Here is a 22020-nt window from a genome sequence, read left to right as displayed (position 1 = left end):
GTAGCTCTTTAAACATACCTATATTAAAACCCAAATATCTCAGCATTAAATTGAGAATTTGGGTTTTTCTAAAGGAATTAATTTTTTAAAAAATTTTTAGAAATTTAAACATAAAGTATTGTATACATGTAAGTATGATTAAAAATGAAAAGTTGTAAATGCTAAATTTAATTAAATACGCCTTACTCTCTTTAACATTGGCCTGAATGAATAGTTTATAGGAGATTACACTGGCTAAAGATGCGATAATTGTTCCAAGCCCTCCAATATTTACTCCTAGTAATAAAGCTTTCCAATCAGAAGTAAAGTTTGATAGAAGAATTGAAGTAGGAAAATTGCTAATCAATTGACTCAAAAATATGGAACTAAAGAAGACTGAAGTATCTCCTCTTAAATTAGCGCGAGCAAATGTCTCCAGTGCATCCGAATGTGAAATGTTTCCGATGAAAATAAAAAAACAGACAAAGGTTATTAGAAGAAAGTAATCGATCTTAAATAGTAAGTTTCTATCTAATGTAAATGCTGCCACTAATGTAACTATTAGCGCAATGTAATAATTAATGACACCAAAAATAGATGCAATGATAGTGAGAAGTATTAAAATCCAGACGGTAGCTTTTTTTCGATTTTTTACGGTAATAACAGGTAGTTCTATTTTCAAATCTGTTTTTTGAAGTTTTTGAGTACATATAAATAACAAACTAATTCCAAGTACAGCTAAAAGCAGGATTGAACCTAAAAATGGGATGAGCTTAATTCCATAGTAAGAGTATAAGTATAAATTTTGTGGGTTTCCCATAGGCATCAAGCTACTACCGATGTTTGCCGCAATTGTTTGCAGGATGATTGTATCCATCATGTTCATTTGTGTTTTTTTACTAATGACAAGTGTTATTGGTACAAAAGTGAGGAGAGCGACATCATTTGTTACAAACATGGAGCAAATAAAGCATAACAAAATTAGAATAATAGATATTGACCTGCTGTTATTGCATTTATTTAAAATGGCAACGGCAAGTTTGTCTAATATCTTTAGCTGTTCCAAGGCCTTAATGGCCACCATTAGATTAAATAAGCTAATTAACACTTCAAAGTTAATATATTCGATCTTTGGCGAATGTATTAAGCAGCTTACAATTGCTAGTATTAGTGAAATGGTAAGTACTAAATCTTTTTTTAAAAATCCGAATTTCATAAGGAGTCTTTTTTTATTTTGAACGAATACTATTTCTTTCACAATACACCACCTGTAATCTATGTTAGTAAATATACGTTTTTTGGGATAACTCGATATTGCTAGAAAAGAGGATGTCATAAGTTCCTAAATAAAAGTTTTGTAATGTTTCATCCCTTCAATAAAATCCTTTTTTGCTTAGTGTCTTTCATGTGGTAAATATGTGCAATATAGACGAATCCAGCTAGGGGGATTAATTGAGAAAACAAATGTTTTTTGTATGATACCATAAATAAATTAAATGCTTTATTTTTTTAATATTCTTATAATATTCTATTGATTCTTGATTTCAAATACTTTATAAGAAGTTCTAAAAGAGAAAAAGTATGCATGTTTTTTATGAAGAAAATAGAGGCTTGTCAAAGGTTAGGTAGAACAGAATCTGCGACGTTTGGATACTGTATAAAATTTACAAAATCTCAGTGTTTTTTAGATGGAAAAAACTTAAAATATTTTTTGTTTTTATAAAAATCTGTACTTTTTCGTAACATTCTGTACTTTTAATTATAAATTAAAGACAAGATTTTCTTAGTTGAATAGTGAAAGCGCTTTATAGAGTTTTCGCGAATTTTTTACCTAGCCTATTTTTGAGATTAGTAGTGAGAAAGGAGATATTTCCATGTTCTTGAGAAGATTAACAAAAAACCACTTAATCACTATTGATTATTATGATTTAAATCACCGGTAAACGAAACAAACATAGTAGTACAACAATGTTAGTGGATAAAAATATTAGTTTTGCAGAAAGGGGTAGAGCATCCGTTTGTATAATCGTTAAGTACTTCAAAATTTCAGTTTTACGGTTACATGTTGTGATGTTTGCTTAAGCAGGCCAATCCGATTCATATAGAAAATTTTTATCCTTGTTGTATTTGAATATGAAAGAGGTATTTATACCAGGAAATATAGGTGATTTTATATAGATTATGATAGATAAATTTTGGTATGGAGTGATGATATGGAAAGGTTTTTTGTAGATTTAGTCGGATCAACAAATGATTTTTTATGGTCTAAATTGTTAATTATTATGCTTGTTATTTGCGGAATTTATTTTACATTTAAATTGAATTTTGTACAGTTTCGAATGTTAAAAGAGATGGTCCGTGTATTAATGGAGGGAAAAAGCGGTGCTAAAGATCAAGTCTCTCCTTTTCAAGCGTTTTGTATTGGTATGGCAGCCCGCGTTGGAACAGGGAATATTACAGGAATTGCGATTGCAATTGCATTAGGTGGTCCTGGAGCTGTATTTTGGATGTGGATTATTTCTATTATCAGCTCGGCATCTAGTTTTGTCGAAAGCACATTAGCACAGATATATAAAGTAAAAGATAAAACTGGTTTCCGCGGTGGTCCATCCTATTATATGGAAAAAGGGTTGAATAAACGTTGGATGGGAGTATTATTCTCTATTTTAATCACAATTACTTTTGGACTTGTATTCAATTCAGTACAATCAAATACAGTTACAATTGCTTTTCAAAACTCATTTGGTACAGATCGTCTAACAGTTGGGATAATCATGGCCATTGCTTTCGCTGCGATTATTTTTGGTGGTGTACAACGTATTGCAAAAATGGCTGAATACAAGGTAGTATTTTTAGCGGTATTATACATTGGAGTTGCATTATTTGTTGTAGTTACCAACATATCAAAAATGCCGGAAGTTCTTTCTCTTATTGTTCAAAACGCATTTGGTTTTAAACAAATAGCAGGCGGTTCAATTGGTGCAGCACTTATGAATGGAGTTAAACGTGGTTTATTTTCAAATGAAGCTGGTATGGGAAGTGCACCAAACGTTGCCGCAACAGCAACAACAAGTCATCCGGTGAAACAAGGACTGATTCAAGCATTTGGTGTATTAACGGATACACTGATCATTTGTACTAGCACTGCCTTTATTATTTTGCTGTCTGATGCATATAAACAACCGGGATTAAATGGTATTGCACTTACACAAGCAGCATTAAGTGAACACATAGGTCCTTGGGCATCGGGTTGTCTTGCTATCTTTGTTTTTTTATTTGGATTTGGTGCGTTAATTGGCAACTATTATTATGGTGAAACAAATATTCGCTTCTTACATACAAGTAAAGTGTGGTTAATGATATACAGAATAAGTGTGTTGGCTATGATTGTATTTGGTTCTGTTGCAAAGATTCAAATTGTATGGGATTTAGCGGACTTATTTATGGGCTTTATGGTTATTATTAATTTAATTGCTATTACCTTACTTTCAAAAGTAGCATTTGCGGCGTTACAAGATTATATAAACCAGAAAAAAGCTGGTAAAGATCCTATTTTTTATAAAGAAAACATTAAAGGACTTGAAAATATTGAATGTTGGGATAGTTATGAGAAAACTTCAAAAAAGAAAAGTGTGTAATAAGAAGGATATTCAGACTGCAATATGTCTGAATATTTTTCTTGGTTCTAGTGCAAATATTATTGATTATAGTAAAGAAAAAATCATTCTATATAAAGTTAATAGTACGGGGGAATATGATTAAATGATAAAGGATTCTAGCGTTCAAGTTGAGGGTCAAGAAAAAGTTTGCTTAGATCAATGGGTAGCTCATTATCGAGCGTATGCAGCTAAGGGACGAAGCGCCAGTTATATTCCCGCTCTGGGGGAAATAAATGTATCGCAGTTAGGTATTTGTATAGTAAAGCCAGATGGAACAATGATAAAATCAGGAGATTGGGAGATACCTTTCACATTACAAAGTATATCAAAAGTAATCGGTTTTATAGCCGCTTGTTTAAGTCGCGGTATTTCTTATGTATTAGAACGAGTTGACGTAGAGCCAACTGGAGATGCCTTTAATTCAATTATTCGTTTAGAGATACATAAACCAGGAAAACCTTTTAATCCTATGATCAATGCTGGAGCAATTACGATAGCTTCACTTTTGCCAGGGACATCGGTGCAAGAAAAATTAGAATCTCTATACGTATTAATTGAAAAAATGATAGAGAAGCGTCCCGCTATTAATGAAATAGTATTTCAATCAGAATGGGAAACGGCTCATCGTAATAGAGCATTAGCATACTATTTAAAGGAGAATGGTTTTCTAGAATCAGATGTGGAGGAGACACTAGAGGTTTACCTAAAACAATGTTCGATTGAAATAAATACAGAAGATATTGCCTTAATAGGGCTTATACTAGCACATGATGGATATCATCCTATTCGCAAAGAACAAGTGCTCCCTAAAGAAGTAGCTAGGTTAACAAAAGCTTTAATGCTTACTTGTGGAATGTACAATGCTTCCGGAAAATTTGCTGCTTTCATTGGATTACCAGCTAAGAGTGGGGTATCGGGCGGAATTATGACACTTGTTCCCTCAAAATCTAGGAAGGATTTATCGTTTCAAGATGGATGTGGTATTGGTATTTACGGACCAGCCATTGATGAGTATGGGAATAGTTTACCAGGAATTATGTTGTTAGAACATATTGCAAAAGAATGGGATTTAAGTATATTTTAAAAAGGAGCACAGATATTTTGGTGTTAGAGCGAGTCCAAAAGTGTTCAGACCTTATATTGTGTCTGAACATTTTTGAGTTATAAAGTATCTTTCTAAAGTAGAAGGGTGTAATGAATACTCACAATCTATAATGCTTTCGTTTATATCTTATTTATCAGTTTTTGAAAAAAATAGAGTAAGTATTGTATTAATGCAAATAGGTTTGTATACTGACTGTTAGGCGAAAGTGAGAAGTGATTATTTTGAATCTTAGTAATTTAGTAAAAAAAGACATCTATATTCTCGTTTTAATGATACTTACAGTACCCTTAGTAGGTGAAATAAAGTCATTTCCTTTAAATGAAACATTTAGAATGAGCTTTGGCGCACCAACATTTTTCTTTTTTTTGTTATTATTTCGACGAATTCCAGCATTTTTACCGGGTTTTTTAACAGCGATAGTCGTGGTAGTATTTCGTATCTCAATGGATGTCATTATAAAGGGAAATATGGATTGGCTAGCCGCTTTTCATACTCACTATCCTAGTTTTTTCTTTTATTTTACTTATTCGTATCTCTTTCATTTAGCAAAAATCAAACGTTTTTATCATCAACCACTAATGATTGGTTTTATTGGTTGCATGATTGAAATACTGTCAGACTGTGTGGAATTAATGATTCAATATTTCGTATTAAAAACATCGATCACATCCGAGGCAATAAATGAGATCATTGTTATCGCATGTTCCCATAGTTTTATAGTTCTAAGCTTTTTCAATATGATGAAATTGTATGAAGCACAATCAAGGGAGAGACATATAAAGAAGCAAAATGAACACATGCTCATGCTCATCTCTAATTTATATGAAGATGCTGTTCATTTAAAGAAAACATTACAAGATGCTGAGAATATAACAAAAAAATCCTATGATTTATATAAAACCTTAGACTCTTTTGAGCACAAACAGATGGATTTTCAGTTTGAGGATTTAAGGCAACAGGCATTACAAATTGCTGGTGAGGTCCATGATGTTAAAAAGGATAACCAACGTATTTTTGCGGGACTTTCAAAATTAATTTCTGATGAAAGTTTTACAGATTATATGTCTGTGCATGAACTAGTAAATATCATTATACGGGCAAATACGAAATATGCACGGTTGCTAGAGAAAGACATCCAATTTGTGTATAAAATTGATGGTGTGCATCCTCATTATCATATTTACACAATCTTATCTATTATAAATAATATCGTTACAAACGCTGTAGAAGCTATCCAAGGTATGGGAACCATCACAATTGACATTAATAAAGACCACCATTTTGTTGAATTTCAAATAGGCGATAATGGTCCTGGTATTTCTTCAAAATATAAAGATTCAATTTTTGAGCCTGGGTTTACTTCTAAATATGATGATTTAGGCAACCCATCGACAGGTATCGGATTATCGTATGTTAAAGAAATGGTCGAACAACTTGAAGGTGATGTTACGCTTGAGGACAGAACCGAAGGAAAAGGATCAATTTTTATAATTAGATTAGGGATTGATCATATAATTTCGAAAGGGTGATTCTATGTATTTTTATATAGTAGATGATGAAAAAGCGGTTCGCTCAATGTTGGCTCAAATTATCGAGGATGAAGATCTTGGGGAGGTTATAGGAGAAGCTGAGGATGGTTTATCTTTAGAGCAACAAATGGTAATCCTTAAAAATATAGACATTTTATTTATCGATTTGTTAATGCCGAATCAAGATGGAATAAAAACAATTCGTCAAATAAAACCTTCGTTTAAAGGGAAAATCATCATGGTCTCTCAAGTAGAATCAAAAGAATTAATTGCTGAAGCTTATTCGCTTGGTGTTGAATACTATATTATTAAGCCAATTAACCGGATTGAAGTATTAACAGTTGTTCGGAAAGTCATTGAACGAATTCGTTTGGAAAAATCAATAAAAAACATTCAAGAATCGCTTAATATGGTACTAAAATTGGATAGTAATTTAAGTACGCAAGAAAAATACCGTAGTGAAAAACATTTAAATACTTTCAATCATTTTCAAAATTCCATTCATTTTCTTTTGTCTGAATTAGGAATAGCCAGTGAAAGTGGAAGTAAAGATTTAATGGATATGCTAGATTATTTATATAAATATGAACAAGATAACACGTTGGAACAAGGCTTTCCCTCACTAAAAGAGATTTTTATGAATTTGGCTCAAAAAAAACTTGGGGATTCAGCTGAAGATGCCGAATTAAAAAGGTTCATAGAAGCTTCCAAACAACGGATTCGGAGAGCAATTTATCAATCATTAAACCATTTAGCATCCCTTGGACTTACTGATTTTTTAAACCCGAAGTTCGAAAATTATGCTTCTAGATTTTTTGATTTTACTACCGTAAGGAGAAAGATGACAGAATTGAATAATGAACCAACATTACCTGCTCGTATTGATACGAAAAAATTTATTCAAGTTCTTTATTTTGAAGCAAAACGAATACACCTGGAGTTAAGATAATAAACTCTTGCTAAGTATTATTTTCAATTGATAGATTGATAATTGTTTTCATGTTATTGGTTTTATATAGTTTTTCTAAGAGAGGATTTTCCTTTATTTCATATTGGCTTTAAAATCAGAAAATTCCGTATCGATTCGGTAGAAGTGTATGAACTTAAAACAAAAGAATATGTATTTTTTACACATTAATATTCATTAAAAAAAACGAGTATTTTCACAATAAAATATAAATACATAGTAAGTTGAATTGAAAAAAAGATGCTATCTTCTGGCATCTTTTTTTCTTTAAGAGGAAATATCATTGATCCTTATATTATTTGAAATTCAAATGCGGGCATATAAATAAGGGAAAAGGAGATAATATTTAACAAATTATAATTGGAAATGGTATTTTAGGTCAGAAATGTTTTTATACTAATTAGGTTATTGGTACTAAATAAGCATAATGTCTCGCTTTTCTGCTCTTTAATCTTATCGTTATTTTTTATTAAGTACATATCGTTTTTTAGAAATCTCAATCCTAGCAGAGTATATAAATTGGGTGATAAAAATGTGGAACATAATTACTTCTTATCTTCCAGATTGGAAAGTCTTTGTACAAGCTTTTATCTTGTTTTTAATTCCGTATACTATCTCAAGATTTTTTCATTGGGTTCGTATGTCAGAGAAAGAGTGGGAAGAATGAGTTGGTGGAAGTCAAGAGACAAACAAGTGAAAAAAAATAATATTCAAAGTAAAACGAAACAAGAGCATAAACCATCTCAAAATACAAACGTTCATTTCACAAATGATTTTGCCTCTAACTTAGAACTTATAAAGCAACAAATCGGACATAATTCTGATGTTCGATTTCGGAAGTTTAATATTGGACGCACAGATATTCAGGCTGGGATCGTTTTTGTTGATGGTCTATCAGATAAAGAGATAATTGACAAACATATTATGAAATTACTAATGGATGATTTTTCTGATGAATATAAAAATGAATCTTCTTATGTGGAGGGGACTGTTTCAAAAGAATATATTAAAAATAAAGTTCTTACAATTAGTGAAGTAGCAGAAGTCCATTACATAAAAGATTTAATACCCAAAGTATTGATAGGTTCAACAGCTCTTTTAATTGATGGTTTAGCAGATGTGTTTATTCTTGGTACAACAAAAGCAAATAAACGAAACATTGAAGAACCAGTATCGGAGGCATTAGTCAGAGGGCCACGGGTCGGTTTTACTGAAGTATTAAGTGATAATACCTCACTTTTGCGACGACACTGTGCGGATGAGAGCTTATCATTAGTAAAGCTACCAGTAGGAGAACGTGCAAAGAAAGAGTTAGTCGTCGCATTTATTAAAGATCTTGCTAGTACAGAATTGGTGGATGAAATAAAAAACAGAATTCAGAAAATTGACATAGACAGTGTACTCGAATCTGGTTATATAGAGCAACTTATTGAAGATAATTATCTCAGTCCTTTTCCGCAGATTCAAAATACAGAACGACCTGATCGTGTTATTAGTGCTTTGATGGAAGGTCGAGTAGCTATTTTGTTAGATGGAACACCATTTGTTTTAATTGCTCCAGTTACATTTAGTATGCTGCTGCAATCACCAGAAGATTATTATGAAAGGTGGCTTCCTGGTACGCTTCTCCGCTTATTACGCTTCATGACAGCTTTTGTTTCATTATTTGCTCCAGCACTGTATATTTCTTTTATTTCATTTCATCCAGGATTAATTCCCACTAAGCTCGCTATTTCTATTATCGGATCGCGAGAAGGAGTTCCTTTTCCCGCTTTAATAGAAGCGTTAATTATGGAAGTAGCTATCGAAGTTTTGCGAGAAGCAGGTTTACGTCTGCCTAAACCGATTGGACCTGCAATGGGAATTGTGGGCGGTTTAATAATTGGTCAGGCTGCCGTAGAAGCAGGAATTGTTAGTCCAATAATGGTTATCGTTGTTGCGGTAACAGCTATTTCTTCTTTTACTATTCCGCAATATAGTGTGGGAATTACGTTACGCATTCTTCGTTTTATAGCTATGTTTTGTGCTGCGATATTTGGCTTGTATGGAGTTATTCTCTTCTTTCTTTTACTTTGCAGTCATTTAGTGAAACTGAAAAGTTTTGGCGTTCCTTATACCAGCCCTGCTGTTCCATATCGATTCAGTGATTGGAAAGATTTTATGGTTCGCATGCCATTAAAAATAATGAGACGTCGACCGAAAATAATGCATACCAAAAAAACTATCCGCAAAAGGTAGCTGATGACGAAAGGAAGTGGCCTTCAGTGATTACTATACCTAAAGACCGAATAACAACTTCACAAGCAGTTGTTATTATTGTAAATTACATACTTGGGACAGGAATTCTTACTTTGCCCAGAGCATCTGTGGAAAAAGTGAAAACACCAGATGTATGGTTAAGTGTGATATTAGGTGGGATACTGGCAATGGTTTCAGGAGTAATTATGGTCAAATTAAGTCAGCAGTTTCCAGAAAAAACATTTTACCAATACAGTCAAGATATTGTAGGGAAATGGATAGGGAGATTGCTTAGTTTTCTTATTATAGGGTATTTTCTTACAACTTCAGCATTTCAAATTCGTTCAATGGCAGAAGTAATAAGCTTTTTTTTACTAGAAGGAACCCCCACATGGGCTATTGTTATGCCTTTTATGTGGATAGGTCTCTATTTGATTATGGGTGGTATTAATTCAATTGCACGGATGTTTGAAATAATATTTCCTATTACTGTTTTTATTTTTTTAATCATTTCCTTTATGAGTATCGGAATATTCGAGATAGATAATCTCCGTCCCGTATTAGGTTTGGGAATTAAACCAGTGTTAGATGGGATAAAAACAACGTCTCTCGCATATACAGGTCCTGAAATTATGTTAATTCTTTTGGTATTTATGGAACAACGAAAGAAAGCAGTAAAAGCTATTTTAGTTGGAATTTCTATTCCGTTAATCTTTTATGTAATAACTGTTGTAATGGTCATTGGTGCATTATCAGTTGATGGGGTTGTAACAAGAACATGGCCGACAATTGACCTTATGCGCAGTTTTGAAATTTCTGGTTTGATATTTGAACGTTTTGAATCTTTACTGCTTGTAATATGGATTATGCAAATATTTGCTACCTATACGATTAGTTATTATGCAGCTGCATTAGGATTAGCGCAACTCTTTAAAAAGAGTATTCATCCGTTTATTTTTGCTTTGATTCCAATCATTTACATCATTGCTATGACTTCGAAAAATATAAATGACTTGCTTAAATTGGGGGATATGCTCGGTAATGTTGCATTATTTTTATTTGGTTTACTACCACTGCTTCTTCTTATTATTACGCGATTAAAAGGAGGAGTAGTGTGAAACATAAATTTAATTATATGCGGTTCTATTTGGCTTTGTTATGGACGCTTTTGCTTCTATTTTTAACAGGGTGTTGGAGCAGTAAAGAAGTAGAAGAGTTGAGTTTAACTGCAGGTATAGCACTAGATAAAGGGAAGGATTCAACAATTGAGAAAGAGGATGAGGAAGGAGGTTATCCTAAAAGAAATCTTATAACAGCTACTTATCAAATTGTTAGTTCGCAAGCACAAAGTAAAGGAAATGGACAACAAAAACGTTATATAAATGTTTCTGAGACCGGTGATTCCATTCATCAAATTGTTCGTGAGTTTTCATTGAAAAGAGAGAGCACAATGTTCAGCCCACATTTAAAAAACATTGTTATTAGTGATAGTCTTGTACGTACATACAGTTTAGAACAATTACTTGAACAGTATCTCCGTGACAATGAAGTTCGGCTTAGCTGTATGCTCTTAATTAGCAAGGGTCTAGCGAAGGAGGTACTGGAATCAAACAAAAAAGGAGAAATCCCAGCATTTCGTTTGTCTGGAATTGCAGATAATAGAAATAGAACAACAAGGATTTTACCTCCTGTATCGCTCGCTAAATTGGAAGGAAAGATGCGGTCAGGGTCCAGTTTTCTTTTGCAAAATGTAATCTCGATAAAAGGAGAAACAAAATTTGCAGGAGCTGCTGTAATTAAAGGAAAGACAAAAAAGTTGATGGGCTTTTTAAATGAACAGGAATTGGAAGGAGTAGTATGGATAAACGGAAAAAGGAATGGTGGTGTGGTAAAAACTTTTGATAAAGAATCAAAGAAACTCATTATATACGAAATAAAGTCAATAAAAAGCAAAATCATACCACATGTTAACGGAAATAATATTTCCTTTGATGTAAACATTGAATCAGAAGGGCGTTTGTCTGAAAATTGGATACAATCAGGAAAAGATTTTGAAAATGAATTTTTAAAAAGGGAAGAAAAAGCTATTGAAAAAGAAGTAAAGCACTTAGTACATCATGTTACAAAAAAAATACAAAAAGAATACCAAGTCGATATTGCGGGTTTTGGCAACCAATTAAGAATTAAACACCCGAGAACATGGGAGAAAGTCAAAAAAAATTGGGATCAAACATTTAGTAAGGTACCGATTAAATATCATATAAATGTAACTATACAAGATTATGGAGCGTCAAGTTTAAAACGGTGAGATACCTTAATTGAAATTATATTTGCATCAAAACAAAAAGTTACAAAAATTTTAATTTAAAAATTTTTGTAACTTTTTGTTTTTTTATGTCCTTCTTATTATAGATTAAAGAAATGATTTTATCCCGCTATTTGCCGGGCAGCAAGACCCCCACCTCAAAATTCAGCGAAAGCAAAGAAGTTATTAGAGGTATATGTAAGCTCTATATAGGAAGGAGAATTTTGAAATTCTATTGATAAACCAAGTAATTGTAATAGCCCTTATTTAGAATAATAATTTCAAAATCAATAAAATTTAGAGTAGAAGGAGCAAGAGCAAATTATTATGAATAAACAAATAGGATTCATCGGATGTGGAAACATGGGTATTGCTATGATAGGTGGGATGATAAAAAAAAATATAGTTTCTCCAGATCAAATAATTTGTTCAGATTTAAACGTCATTAATTTAAAAAATGCTAGTAATGAATATGGCATAACTATAACTACTAACAACAATGAAGTCGCTAACAGTGCTGACATTTTAATTTTATCAATCAAACCAGATTTATACTCATCGGTAATTAACCAAATAAAAGATCAAATAAAAAATGATGTAATCGTTGTAACTATTGCTGCAGGAAAAAGTATTAAGAGCACTGAGAATGAATTTGGTAGAAAGTTAAAGGTTGTTAGAGTAATGCCTAATACACCGGCACTTGTTGGAGAAGGAATGTCTGCGTTATGTTTTAATGAAATGGTTACAGAAAAAGATATAAAAGAGGTACTGAACATATTTAATATTTTCGGCCAGACGGAGGTCATAAATGAAAAACTAATGGATGTTGTTACATCTATTAGTGGTTCTTCTCCAGCATATGTGTATATGTTTATAGAAGCCATGGCAGATGCTGCTGTACTTGGCGGTATGCCGAGAAAACAAGCTTATAAATTTGCGGCTCAGGCTGTATTAGGTTCTGCAAAAATGGTATTGGAAACAGGAATACATCCAGGTGAATTGAAGGATATGGTTTGTTCTCCAAGTGGAACGACGATAGAAGCTGTAGTAACGCTAGAAGAAAAAGGTTTAAGAACAGCTATCATTTCAGCTATGAAACGTTGTACGCAAAAATCTATGGAAATGTCTAGTTTAACTAGTAAGTGAGAAGCGAATTTATATAATATTTCAAATCTATTTAATGTAAAAGAAATATTATGAGGCTAGTTAATAACTAAGTAAATTTATATACAACACTAACGAGAAGAACAAACCTTATTTTAAAGGGGATACAGAAAATATGAGTAATTTACTAAAAAAGAAATCCGTTACACAATTGTTAGAGCATAATCAAAGCAAGACTTTAACGAAAACATTAGGAGCATTTGATTTAATTATGTTAGGGGTAGGCTCGATAGTTGGAACGGGTGTTCTTGTGTTAACTGGATTAGTAGCAGCAACAAATGCTGGTCCAGCAGTTGTTTTTTCATTTATACTTGCAGCAATTATATGTGGATTTATAGCATTATGTTACGCGGAAATTGCTTCTACACTCCCGGCGTCTGGTAGTGTATATACGTACTCATATGCAACAATTGGTGAGTTTGTTGCTCATCTAGTAGGTTGGTCATTGCTGTTAATATATATCGTGGCAACAGCAGCTGTCGCTGCTGGATGGACAGGCTATTTCCACAATTTAATAAAGGGATTTGGATTAGAGATACCTAAAGCTCTAGTAACGATTCCTTCGCATGGTGGTATTGTGAATCTACCAGCAGTAATTATTACATTGATATTGGCATGGATGTTATCTCGTGGTACGAGGGAAAGTAAACGAATCAATAATATAATGGTATTGATTAAAATTGGAATGATTTTGTTGTTTATTACGGTTGGTATATTCTATGTAAAACCAATGAACTGGATACCAATTGCACCATACGGTTTAAGTGGAGTTTTTACGGGTGGAGCAGCTATTTTATTCGCTTTTACGGGTTTTGATATATTAGCAACTTCAGCAGAAGAAGTAAAAGATCCGAAACGTAATCTTCCGATCGGTATTATTGCATCATTAATCATATGTACAATTATTTATGTTATGGTATGCCTTGTTATGACAGGAATGGTTTCCTATAAAGAATTAAATGTTCCTGAGGCGATGGCTTATGTAATGGAAGTTGTAGGACAAGGAAAAGTCGCTGGTGCAATTGCTGCAGGTGCTGTAATTGGCCTTATGGCTGTTATTTTTTCCAATATGTATGCGGCAACACGAGTATTCTTTGCAATGAGTCGTGATGGATTGTTACCGAAATCATTTGCGAAAGTTAATAAGAAAACTGGAGCACCGACTTTTATAACTGGATTGGCAGGAATAGGGAGCTCTATAATAGCTGGGTTTATTGATTTGAAAGAATTAGTTAATTTAGTTAATATCGGTAGTTTGGTGACGTTTGCGTTAGTTTGTCTATCAGTTATTATCCTTCGTAAATCACACCCAAATTTAAAACGTGGATTTATGGTACCTTTTGTACCTGTATTACCATGCGTTGCAATTGTATGCTGTGTGTTTTTAATGCTAAATTTACCGTTAAGGACATGGGTGTACTTTAGTATTTGGATTACTATTGGGGTAGTAGTATATTTCCTTTATTCGATAAAACACAGTAATTTAAATGAGGAAACGATCTCGAAATTACATGATAAAATTGCGAGATAATAACGATCGAAAATTTTATTAATAATCATATTGATAGTTGAGTAACATAGAAACAGTTTTTTGACATTTAGCAAGAGATAAAATAAGAGATGCTAGGGCAGCTAAGTACTTTTTTAGAAACCTTGCTTGTTTTTTACGATTTAACACTGCTAAGGAGAGAGAAGTATGAGTGAATTGCATTTTATGAGTATAGAAGAATTGGATAATAAATTAAAAAAATCTGACAGTGGTATTTATTTCATTAAAGATTATAATGACAATATTATTTATGTAGGCAAGGCTTTTAGTATAAAAAGTAGAGTATTAGCTCATTTTAATAGTTATTCCAATATTGAGGAATATGTACATTTATTTAATAAAGTAGCGTATCTCATTGAAGATAGTTTGTTAAAACGCTCATTGTTACAAGTTACTTACATGATTAAATATAAACCAGTATTAAACAAAGAAGTACAAAAAGAATTCCCAGAGTTGTATACTCAATACATTAAGCAGACAAATAAAAAATCTATGTTGTTAGAAATTGATGAAGCTAAAGAAAAAAGGGATGAGTTAAAGAATAAATTAGTAAAATTAGTGGGTGGAAAAACTATGTTTTATGACATAATTTCTCTGTTAAATAATGGATATAACTATCATGTCCTCGCAAAAGTATTGAGCATAGAACTTCAAACTTTAATTATAATAAAAGAACACCGAAATAAATTCCCGATACCACATAATTATAAGAGGACAATAAAACATCAAGATATAATGTATGCTTTATCTGGAAAAAAGAATTTAAGTACTTAAAGGTTAAACACTTAACTTTAAAATAGTAAATTCGTTGCTTTTGTAGCTTTTATTGTTATATTGAAATGCAATGTACATTTGTGTTTCAAATTTAATTGGTGAAATAAGGGGAGGGAAAGGGTTCCTATAAAAATACTGGAATAAATTAGGTTATTCATGCGTAAATAGCATAATTAGGTACATGTTATTTATAAATATTCAAAGATACGAAAGTAATACAAATGAAATTCTTATTTCTGCTACTACAAGTACTATTGAGCAAATGAAGTATGAAAGTGCTTTTGAACTAGGGGTCACACTGGGACCTGATACATCACATCATCTGCAAATGGTTCGGATCGGTGGAGAGATTACAAAACGCTTAGTTTGAATGGCTGAAAAACAGTTAACAGGTCAATACAGACTACACTAAGAAAATAATCCGTATATATATGGATTATTTTTCCTTTAATTTACAAAAAAATAAATTTCGAAATTGAAAAAACCTCTCAGATTCCTTTGTAATAAACTTTTTTATTTGTGTTAATGACATAGGTATCAAAAGATAATCAACCCGATACGAACGATGTATGAGCCTTTAAAAGAGTTTTGGTGTTATTTGCAATTTTAATTTCATAATACTTAAGCCGATATAATAAAATGTTTTATGTCTAAATTGATATAAAGTAATAATTATTAAATGATATTTCTTTTTTATAGAATAAGTAAAAACTGATATTGTAGTAATTACTGTTTTGAGGTCAATTTACTGTGCACCTTAATTAGTGAAGTTTTTTTGTTGATTAAAAACTATTGTATTTGGAAATTAATAATAAGTTTATCCCGCTATTTGCCGGGCAGTAAGACCTCCACCTCAAAATTCAGCGGAAGCAAAGAAGTTAGGTGGGGGGCGGGCTGCCCGTAAAAGCCCGATTGGTATGGGCTAATAATCAGTGGGGGATGAACAAAACCCCCACTGATTAAAGTTTCACTTTATGTGATGCGGTAATAAAACTAGCTAGTTTGCTATTTTTAGTATTTGTAAAGTCTATATATTTTTTCCTCTTTTGTGGAAAGTAAAACTAATGTTACGACCAGTAATATAGTGTCATTTTTTGAATATTCCATTCGTTTTTTATTTTTAGTTGATGAAAAGACCTTTCTCTCAATTAAATGTTTAATTGAATCCTTGAATTTCCTCTACCTTGTATTTTTCAAAGCATAGTGCTTCAAAAATAGCCGTATCGCTTTCATCTGTTTCCAATTTCACAACTTCTTTATTATCTTTTTCTAAAATTTGGAGCAAAATAGTTTTTCAGTTTCACATGTAAATTAGCAGTATTTATTTCTTGAATTCAATTTGTAGAAAGGATTGAATTGGAACTTTGACTGTTATTTCTTGCGGTGGTACAGTATCTCCTGTTACTTTCGCTTTATTTTAAATCTTTTTCCAGCGTGGTCCTCGCATTGACTACCACTGTATTTTGTAGTACTTCACTATTTTCTCAAGTTCAATAATTATATTTTGTAGAATTAAGAAAAGAACTTAGCTTATTTCCTTTACTTATCTTATCTACTCTGATATTTAGATGCTAACTACAATTAAATAATATATGATTTTTATAAAAAAGATATAGTAATATTTTGTTGTGAATTGTACTAATTTGATATTTTATAGTATTATTTGTCGTGAATTATATATAACAGAATATATTTTATGGATCTATAAAGGAGAATGTAATGAATACTTCTATCGATATACAACACTTGTGTGATCTTGCACATAAAGCATTTAATGCCCCTGTACATATTTTATCTGCAGACAGAAAAATTTTATATCATTCTACATCTGATAATGTTTGTAGTCCTTTTTATTCTTCAAAAGAAGAACATCTTACTGATATTTATCAAGAAAACGATCCCTTTAACTTGCCACTTTTCCGAAGTAACAACTATCTTGAAAATTTTGTTCTAATTCATATAGAAAATCATGATGATATTAAAGGGACTATTATAATCGGTCCTACTATACATTCAAAAGATTCAGATGATATGATCATAAAATTTCAGAAAGAATTTAAATCAAATGATAACATTCAAGAAAGACTTGCCTATTATCAGTGTTTATCTGAGATTAAAAAAACTACATTAATTGATATGGGAATTTTATTACATTACATGATTTTCAATGAAAAGTTAGATGTAGATATTGTCTTGGAAAAAAATAAAGTACTAGAGGAAGTTCCTAATAAAATTGTGAAACCGGATTTATATATTTTAAAACGCCGACAAAACAAACCTAAAACGCACAATATGGCATTAGTAAATGATTTCTTTTCGACTATTAAAGAAGGAAATAAAAAAAAGTTAATACAGTATATGTATGCGGTTTCGCAAGAAGATGTTGAACTTATGCTAATAGAGGATCCGCTCAGGAATCAAAAAAACCTTGGAATTATTGCGATTACCTTAGCCACTCGATATGCAATAGAAGGAAACCTGCCACCAGATATTGCTTTTGCCCATAGTATTTTATATATACAAACCCTAGAACAATTAGATAATGTAGAATCTGTAAAGCGATTATCAGGGGACGCTTTACGTACCTTTGCAGATCGTGTGAAAGAATACAATGCAAAAAAGTATTCTTACGCGGTTACTACATGTATAAAACATATTAATAAAAATGTTTACGATGGAATATCTCTGAATGAACTTGCTAATCATTTAGAAATTACGCCTACTTATCTGTCTAAACTATTTAAAAAAGAAATGGGAATTACTTTAAGCGAATATATTCAAAGGGAAAGAGTGGAAGAAGCAAAAAAATTATTAACACTCACTACTTATTCGTTATCAGATATCTGTGCGTGGCTTAACTTTAATGACCAAAGTTATTTTATAAGAGTTTTCAAAAAAATCACTAGTATGACTCCTAGGCAGTACCGTGAAAAATATACAGTAATATAAGCTTGTTATCCGCTGTCTTCAATGTAAAGACTTAAACATGGGTATAAGTATCCCAAAAAATGAAAATACACTAACCATTATTTTGTTAAAGAAAACAAAAAGACAGAAGGCTGCAAAGTGTTCCAAGGAAGCTTTGCAGCTTTTTTGTAATTTAAAACCTATGTTTATAACGATGATAAGTTTATAGACTAATATCTTCATACTGAATATTTGTTAATAATGATATTAGGATGTTTTGTGAAAAAATCAACAATATAACATATATTACTAAATATATCTACATTTTATGCAATTATACATAACTAAATAAAGGTAAAAAAGTATAAAAAGACCTATTATATTATTCTATAAGTATTTTTTCTAAAATAAAATTTCTCGGTTGAGCTAAAATAGTTATTTTTAACCGTATACACATTAATTTGTAATCATTACAATTACAGAAATGAAATTTACGGATAACTATATTTGTATAATTTTTTCGGTTCATATTTTTATTTAACAGTAAATTATCGATCGTAATCGACAAAATTTTTCTATTTACGCATTAAAAATTTAATGTTTTAATGAACAACATAACTGGTATGACCAGACAGAAAGGATAAGGTTACGCTAATAGGAATTATAGTGAAGTTGTAAGTAACATTATGTTGAAAATATTTTTCGAATAGTCTATTTATTTACAAGAGGTCAAGAATCAAGTTTGTAATAAACGTGTTCTAAGTTTCTGCATAACAAAAGTGAAGTTATTCCGCAATAAAAGTATAAGCGATGTACAGTATAATTTTACCTTTTTTAGTCTAGTAAGGAGTTTGCTGATAAAACTAAGAGTAATATTATTAAATTTAAATTAAACAATGTTATGGCAAGATTAACTGTAAGCATTGGTTTATTGATTCTCGCGGTTCTGTAAGTTAAACCGCAATTCTAGGGAAGAATTACACATTTACTATTCATAGGGTGCTTGATTCAAATATAGTTAATAAATTTTTGTTATTTATATTTGAAAAAATAGAGTATCGAAGTGAGAGGTAAGTAAAATCCTTACATTCTATTAGAAGTAAAAAATAACGATATTATCCTATCTGAAAGATTTCTCCTTCTTAATCAGTTTACAAAGAGAGAGGTCATACAAGTTATATGAATTAAGTTATAAAAACAATGGTAAAGGAGTGTACGGAATGAAAACTAAAATAATTACAGGATTATTAGTCACATCCATTGTAACTGGAGGAAATATTCCTATCAATACTCTCGCAACACCAATCGTTCAAGCAGAAACTCAACAGGAAGGCATGGATATTTCCTCTTCATTACGAAAATTAGGTGCGCAATCTAAATTAATCCAAACGTATATTGATCAATCTTTAATGAGTCCTAATGTACAGTTAGAGGAAGTCACAGCTTTAAATACAAATCAATTCCTAATCAAACAAGATATGAAGGAATGGTCATCGGAACTCTATCCACAGTTAATTCTATTAAATTCAAAAAGCAAAGGATTTGTAACAAAATTTAATAGCTATTACCCGACATTAAAATCGTTTGTAGACAATAAAGAAGATAGAGAAGGGTTTTCGGATAGACTTGAAGTACTTCAAGAAATGGCTATGACGAATCAAGAAAATACGCAACGGCAAATCAATGAATTAACAGATCTTAAATTACAGCTTGATAAAAAATTAAAAGATTTTGATACCAATGTGGCAACTGCGCAAGGCATACTAAGTACAGATGGAACAGGAAAAATAGATCAGTTAAAAAATGAAATATTAAATACAAAAAAAGCAATTCAAAATGATTTACAGCAAATTGCATTAATACCAGGGGCTTTAAATGAACAGGGATTTGCTATATTCAAAGAAGTTTATAGTCTTTCAAAAGAAATTATTGAACCAGCTGCGCAAGCAGGGGTGGCAGCATATAACAAAGGAAAAGAAATTAACAACTCTATTCTAGAAGCTGAGAAAAAAGCAGTGCAAGAAGCAACAGAGCAAGGTAAAACGGCTCTAGAGATTGAATCAGCAAAAAAAGCAGCTCGTGAAGCAATTGAGAAAAGCAAACAAGGTGAAATAGCAGCCGCAGCCGCAGCAAAAACACAAGAGTATGACCTGATGAAGGTCATTGATACCGAAAAGATTAAGAAAACATTTGGCGTTTTTGCTGAAGTAAATAAATTAACAGCAGAACAGCGAGCATATTTAGATGATTTAGAGAAACAAAATCAAAAAATATATGATTTAACAACGAAATTATCAATAGCTGATTTACAAAAATCAATGCTTCTTCTTACACAAAATGATTTGCATACGTTTGCAAATCAAATAGATGTAGAACTTGATCTACTAAAGCGCTATAAAGAAGATTTAAATCTAATAAAAAATAGCATTACAAAATTATCTACTAATGTTGATACAACTAGCGAGCAGTCTCAAAAAGATACATTAAGACAATTAAAAAATGTAATAAGTTACCTTGAAGAACAAGTATATAAATTTTAATATTGCGTTTTTTAGGAATTCATAAAGATTATAAGCATTTAGCGAAAGAAGGAGAATAGTCATGAAAAAATTTCCATTCAAAGTACTAACTTTAGCTACATTAGCAACTGTTATAACTGCTACTACCGGTAACACTATTCATGCATTTGCACAAGAAACGACCGCTCAAGAACAAAAAGTAGGCAATTATGCATTAGGCCCCGAAGGACTGAAGAAAGCATTAGCTGAAACAGGGTCTCATATTCTAGTAATGGATTTATACGCAAAAACAATGATTAAGCAACCAAATGTAAATTTATCTAATATCGATTTAGGCTCAGAGGGGGGAGAGTTGCTCAAAAATATTCACCTTAATCAAGAGCTGTCACGAATCAATGCGAATTACTGGTTAGATACAGCGAAGCCACAGATTCAAAAAACTGCTCGTAATATTGTAAATTACGATGAACAATTTCAAAATTATTACGACACATTAGTAGAAACTGTACAAAAGAAAGATAAGGCAGGTCTAAAAGAGGGTATAAATGATTTAATTACTACAATCAATACAAATTCAAAAGAAGTTACAGATGTGATTAAGATGCTACAAGACTTCAAAGGGAAACTATATCAAAATTCTACAGATTTTAAAAATAATGTTGGTGGTCCAGATGGGAAAGGTGGATTAACTGCAATATTAGCAGGTCAACAGGCAACGATTCCACAACTTCAAGCTGAAATTGAGCAACTTCGTTCTACTCAGAAAAAACATTTTGATGATGTATTAGCATGGTCAATTGGTGGTGGATTGGGAGCAGCTATTTTAGTTATTGCAGCTATTGGAGGAGCGGTCGTTATTGTTGTAACTGGCGGTACAGCAACACCGGCTGTTGTTGGTGGACTCTCGGCTCTTGGTGCAGCTGGTATCGGTCTAGGAACTGCGGCTGGTGTCACAGCATCTAAGCATATGGACTCCTATAATGAAATTTCTAACAAAATCGGAGAATTAAGTATGAAAGCAGATCGTGCTAATCAAGCAGTTCTTTCGCTTACTAACGCGAAAGAAACATTGGCATATTTATATCAGACTGTAGATCAAGCGATATTGTCTCTAACAAATATTCAAAAGCAATGGAATACAATGGGCGCAAATTATACAGATTTACTGGATAATATCGATTCTATGCAAGACCACAAATTCTCTTTAATACCAGATGATTTAAAAGCCGCTAAAGAAAGTTGGAATGATATTCATAAAGATGCAGAATTCATTTCAAAAGATATTGCTTTTAAACAGGAGTAGAACTGAAATATAAAACCTAAAT

At 31.8% G+C, this 22020-nt stretch carries 16 protein-coding genes; 14 read left to right on the top strand and 2 right to left on the bottom strand.

Going from position 1 to position 22020, the window contains the following annotated elements; all coding sequences use genetic code 11:
* Positions 1-85: 85 nt before the first annotated feature.
* Positions 86-1237, bottom strand: a complete 1152-nt coding sequence (locus tag GD442_RS14750) for an anion transporter (protein WP_000659298.1) — start codon at positions 1235-1237, stop codon at positions 86-88.
* A 955-nt stretch (positions 1238-2192) separates the two neighbouring features.
* On the opposite strand from GD442_RS14750, the gene GD442_RS14745 reads away from it, so the two are divergent.
* The 11 genes from GD442_RS14745 (at position 2193) to GD442_RS14695 (ending at position 15639) form a co-directional block, all read left to right on the top strand.
* Positions 2193-3617, top strand: a complete 1425-nt coding sequence (locus GD442_RS14745) for an alanine/glycine:cation symporter family protein (protein WP_000439275.1) — start codon at positions 2193-2195, stop codon at positions 3615-3617.
* Between the two features lie 124 nt (positions 3618-3741).
* Complete coding sequence (gene glsA / locus GD442_RS14740; RefSeq protein WP_000588648.1) at positions 3742-4722, top strand: glutaminase GlsA; 981 nt, start codon at positions 3742-3744, stop codon at positions 4720-4722.
* Between the two features lie 233 nt (positions 4723-4955).
* Positions 4956-6272, top strand: a complete 1317-nt coding sequence (locus GD442_RS14735) for a sensor histidine kinase (RefSeq protein WP_000584790.1) — start codon at positions 4956-4958, stop codon at positions 6270-6272.
* A 4-nt stretch (positions 6273-6276) separates the two neighbouring features.
* The gene (locus GD442_RS14730; RefSeq protein WP_000274085.1) at positions 6277-7221 is read left to right on the top strand and encodes a response regulator; all 945 of its coding nucleotides are present in this window, start codon (positions 6277-6279) and stop codon (positions 7219-7221) included.
* Positions 7222-7902: 681 nt separating this feature from the next.
* A complete protein-coding gene (locus GD442_RS14725; RefSeq protein WP_000119232.1) occupies positions 7903-9477 on the top strand; it encodes a spore germination protein in 1575 nt (524 codons plus the stop codon).
* Positions 9478-9503: 26 nt separating this feature from the next.
* Positions 9504-10595 (top strand): spore germination protein, encoded by a 1092-nt coding sequence (locus tag GD442_RS14720; RefSeq protein ID WP_000628609.1) that lies wholly within the window; start codon positions 9504-9506, stop codon positions 10593-10595.
* Positions 10592-11785, top strand: coding sequence for a Ger(x)C family spore germination protein (locus GD442_RS14715; protein ID WP_000680795.1), 1194 nt, complete (start codon positions 10592-10594; stop codon positions 11783-11785). The genes GD442_RS14720 and GD442_RS14715 overlap by 4 nt, the downstream gene beginning before the upstream one ends.
* Before the next feature lie 324 nt (positions 11786-12109).
* Positions 12110-12928 (top strand): pyrroline-5-carboxylate reductase, encoded by an 819-nt coding sequence (gene proC / locus GD442_RS14710; RefSeq protein ID WP_001041291.1) that lies wholly within the window; start codon positions 12110-12112, stop codon positions 12926-12928.
* Positions 12929-13061: 133 nt separating this feature from the next.
* On the top strand, positions 13062-14477 hold the full coding sequence (locus GD442_RS14705) for an amino acid permease (RefSeq protein ID WP_000067462.1): 1416 nt from the start codon (positions 13062-13064) through the stop codon (positions 14475-14477).
* Positions 14478-14642: 165 nt separating this feature from the next.
* Entirely contained in the window at positions 14643-15269 is a 627-nt protein-coding gene (locus GD442_RS14700) for a GIY-YIG nuclease family protein (RefSeq protein WP_001292161.1), read from the top strand.
* Between the two features lie 181 nt (positions 15270-15450).
* A complete protein-coding gene (locus tag GD442_RS14695; protein ID WP_000897406.1) occupies positions 15451-15639 on the top strand; it encodes an alpha/beta-type small acid-soluble spore protein in 189 nt (62 codons plus the stop codon).
* Between the two features lie 786 nt (positions 15640-16425).
* Here the strand turns inward: GD442_RS14695 and GD442_RS14690 are convergent.
* A complete protein-coding gene (locus GD442_RS14690; RefSeq protein ID WP_000939298.1) occupies positions 16426-16554 on the bottom strand; it encodes a hypothetical protein in 129 nt (42 codons plus the stop codon).
* Between the two features lie 434 nt (positions 16555-16988).
* Here GD442_RS14690 and GD442_RS14685 point away from each other — a divergent pair, with 434 nt between their 5' ends.
* The 3 genes from GD442_RS14685 to hblD all read left to right on the top strand — a co-directional run bounded on the left by GD442_RS14685 (position 16989) and on the right by hblD (position 21998).
* Positions 16989-18218 (top strand): helix-turn-helix domain-containing protein, encoded by a 1230-nt coding sequence (locus tag GD442_RS14685; RefSeq protein WP_001097917.1) that lies wholly within the window; start codon positions 16989-16991, stop codon positions 18216-18218.
* A 1178-nt stretch (positions 18219-19396) separates the two neighbouring features.
* The gene (hblC, locus tag GD442_RS14680) at positions 19397-20716 is read left to right on the top strand and encodes a hemolytic enterotoxin HBL lytic component L2 (protein WP_000850151.1); all 1320 of its coding nucleotides are present in this window, start codon (positions 19397-19399) and stop codon (positions 20714-20716) included.
* A gap of 61 nt (positions 20717-20777) precedes the next feature.
* Positions 20778-21998, top strand: a complete 1221-nt coding sequence (gene hblD, locus GD442_RS14675) for a hemolytic enterotoxin HBL lytic component L1 (protein ID WP_000714435.1) — start codon at positions 20778-20780, stop codon at positions 21996-21998.
* Positions 21999-22020 lie beyond the last annotated feature (22 nt).

The organism is Bacillus sp. A260 (assembly GCF_009861435.1).
GTDB lineage: Bacteria > Bacillota > Bacilli > Bacillales > Bacillaceae_G > Bacillus_A > Bacillus_A cereus.
Note: the sequence above shows the minus strand (reverse complement) of the source record. Positions and strands in the feature narration are given on the sequence as shown.